This window comes from Streptomyces aurantiacus, assembly GCF_001418335.1.
Taxonomy (GTDB): domain Bacteria; phylum Actinomycetota; class Actinomycetes; order Streptomycetales; family Streptomycetaceae; genus Streptomyces; species Streptomyces aurantiacus.
The window spans coordinates 1-3391 of record NZ_LIPP01000490.1; the positions used below are offsets into that span (position 1 = coordinate 1).

Here is a 3391-nt window from a genome sequence, read left to right on the forward strand (position 1 = left end):
CGTCCTCGTCCTCGTCCTCGTCCTCATCCTCTGCCTCATCCTCTGCCTCGTCCCCCGCCTTCTCCCCCGCCTCGTCCTCCACCCCGTCTCCGTCTCCGTGTCCGTCGTTCTGTGTGTCGGTGTTCTGTGTGTCGGTGTTCTCCGCGGGCGGGGGTGGGTTCGAGGTCAGATGGTCCAGCACCCTGGCCAGGGTCGGGCCCTCCGGGTCCGAGGCCCCCGGCTCCGCCGTGCGGCTCACGCCCAGCGCGTCCAGTACGCGGTGGAGGCGCGCCGCGTCCGTACGCCATTTCCGGTCCACGACCTCGTCCGGATACTCCGCCCAGTCGACCGGCGCCCAGTCGGGGCCGGTCTCGGCGGGGCCGCCGTGGAAGAGACGTGCGGCCAGCAGGGACGTCGCCTCGTCGATCGCGCCCGGCTCCTCCAGGAGATCGCAGGCGGGGCGCTCGCCGAGCCGGGAGGCGAAGCCCTCGGCGAGCCGGTCGCGCCGGGAGAGTTCGGTGAGTGCCGCGACGACACCCGCGTCGAGCCGGGACGGCCACCGCCCCATGCGCCAGGCAGGCAGCGCGACCCTCGTCAGCAGCCGGTCCCAGCCCGCGTACGCCAGGCCCACCTGTTCCTGGGCGACGATCCGCAGGCCGTAGTCCACAGCCTGTGCACGCTCCGCCGCCGCGGTCGCCACGCCCCGCTCCATCTCCGCGGCGTGCCCGCGGCAGCTGCGCAGCAGAATCCTCGCCACCCAGCCGGCCACTCCGAGCACCGCGCGGGTCAGGGGTCCGCCGGTGGGTGCCGACGTCACCGCCACGGCCGCGTCGAGGCCTCGTACGAAGCGACGGGCCGCGGCTATGTCGGGGTGCGCCGAGGGCCCCGTACCCGCGACGACCGGTGCGAGGACGGCGCGCAGTTCGCCGACGCGCATCCACCACAGGAAGGGCGAGCCGATGACGAGGACGGGCGCGGCAGGCGTACGCCGATGGGCCGACGGCCGGCCCCGGCCGCCCTCCATCTCGTCCGCCGACTCGGAACGGGCCGGGCCGTGGGCCGGATGGGTGCGGTCCTCCAGCCAGCTGTCGCAGTCGGGGGTGAGCGCTATCGCGGAGGGGGCGGGCACTTCGAGGCGGTCGGCCAGGTCCCGCACCATGCGGTACAGGTCCGGCGCCGACTCCTCGGCGACCGCGACCGTGGGACTCACGGCGGGCCGGGAACGGGCGACGACCAGCGCGATGCCCGCCGCCGACAGCAGCACGAACACCGCGATCCCTGTCACGACCGAGCGCACCACGCCCCAGCCCGGGCCGTCGATGTGTCCGGTCGACCCGCCGACGAGCAGGACGACGGCGACGGCGGCGGGCAGCAGGGCTACGGCCACCGCCCTGCTGCGGATGCGCAGCACGGCGAGGGCCCGTGAGCGCGCGGTGTGCGCACCCAACTCCACTCCCATACCCGACACGACCGGTGACACCCCCTACTGCCTGCCCGGCGCGTGCATACCCAGCCAGCGCGGACAGACGTCCATGGCGTTGCTCACTCCCCCACTGTGGCACCCGGGACAGACATCGCAATGCCGGTGGGCCAAGTGCCGGAACGCTTGCGCCGCACCCTAGTTGGGGCCCCGGCCGTCGTCAGCCGGATGGGGGATCGGTCACTCGATGGAATGGCTTTGGCTAGAGGTGGCTGACGAACAGGCCTCGAATCCTGGAATACGCCGTCCAGGGCCCGGGGCCGGAAGGTGCCGTGCGTTGGGAACGACCCAGGTGACGGCGCAGGTGGAGTTGCGGATGACGGCTGCGGGTTCAGGCCGTAACCGAGGGTTACGCCCGGGTGGCTTCCGCCGCTTCTGTTGCTTGTGCCGCCTCGACCGCCGCCTTCGCCGCGATGTCCGTACGGTGCTGGGAGCCATCGAGGCGGATGCGGTCGACCGCGGCGTACGCGCGGGTACGGGCCTGGGTGAGGTCCCTTCCACTCGCGGTGACCGAGAGGACCCGGCCGCCCGCGCTGACGACGGCGTCGCCGTCACGCTTCGTACCCGCGTGCAGGACGTACGCGTGGGGGGCGTCCTGCGCCGCCACCTCGTCGAGGCCCTCGATGGGGTCGCCGCTGCGGGGGGTGCCGGGGTAGTTGTGCGAGGCGATGACCACGGTGACGGCCGCGTCGTCGCTCCAGCGCAGCGGTTCGAGGTCGGCGAGGGTGCCGTCGGCCGCCGCGCGGAGGATGCCGGAGAGCGGCGTCTTCAGGCGGGCGAGGACGACCTGCGTCTCGGGGTCGCCGAAACGGGCGTTGAACTCGATGACCCGCACACCGCGCGAGGTGATCGCGAGCCCGGCGTAGAGCAGCCCGGAGAACGGGGTGCCGCGGCGGCGCAGTTCGTCGACGGTCGGCTGCAGAACGGTCTGCATGACCTCCTCGACCAGCTTCGGATCGGCCCACGGGAGGGGCGAGTACGCGCCCATGCCGCCGGTGTTCGGACCCTCGTCGCCGTCGAGGGCGCGCTTGAAGTCCTGCGCGGGCTGGAGCGGGACGACCGTCACGCCGTCGGTGATCGCGAAGAGGGAGACCTCGGGGCCGTCGAGGAACTCCTCGATGACCACGCGGTCGCAGGCGTTGGCGTGGGCCGCCGCCGCGGCGAGGTCGTCGGTCACCACGACGCCCTTGCCGGCCGCGAGACCGTCGTCCTTCACGACGTACGGAGCGCCGAAGGCGTCGAGTGCCTCATCCACCTCGGCGGGGCTCGTGCAGACGTACGAGCGGGCGGTCGGTACGCCCGCGCCCGCCATGACCTCCTTGGCGAAGGCCTTGGAGCCCTCCAGTTGGGCGGCCTCCTGGGAGGGGCCGAACACCGGGATGCCCGCGTCGCGCACGGAGTCGGCGACACCGGCCACGAGGGGGGCCTCCGGGCCGACGATCACCAGCTCGGCGCCGAGGTCGGTGGCGAGCGCGGCCACGGACTTGCCGTCGAGGGCGTCGACCTGGTGCAGCTCGGCCACTTCGGCGATACCCGCGTTGCCTGGGGCACAGTGCAGCGCGGTGACGTCGGGGTCGAGGGAGAGAGAACGGCACAGGGCGTGTTCGCGGGCACCGCCGCCGATTACTAGGACCTTCACGGGGGTCAGCCTAGCTGGCAGGGCTCTGGCGCCGGGCCTGGGCGGTTCGGGGTGGGGAGCCGAGCTCCCTTACTCCTCCATTCCTCTCCTCTACTACTACTCCTTCTGTTCCCCTGCTTCTCTGCTTCTCTGCGTTCTCTGCTTCTCTACTCGTTCGAGAACTCCTCCATCACCGTCGCTCCCAGCTCGCGCACGATGAGTTCGTGGCCCGACAGTGCCGACTCGTCGAGATCGGGGTCGTCGTCCTCCGGAACGTCGTCCTCCGGGGAGATGGAGGACGACGTTCCGGAGGA

General features: G+C 72.3%; 2 protein-coding genes. Both read right to left on the bottom strand.

All coding sequences use genetic code 11. From position 1 onward, the window contains the following. The coding region (locus AOK01_RS39325; RefSeq protein WP_245702609.1) for a M48 family metalloprotease at positions 1 to 1447 on the bottom strand (1447 nt) is incomplete at its 3' end. A gap of 361 nt (positions 1448 to 1808) precedes the next feature. Then, entirely contained in the window at positions 1809 to 3098 is a 1290-nt protein-coding gene (gene purD, locus AOK01_RS39330) for a phosphoribosylamine--glycine ligase (RefSeq protein WP_055520342.1), read from the bottom strand. Positions 3099 to 3391 lie beyond the last annotated feature (293 nt).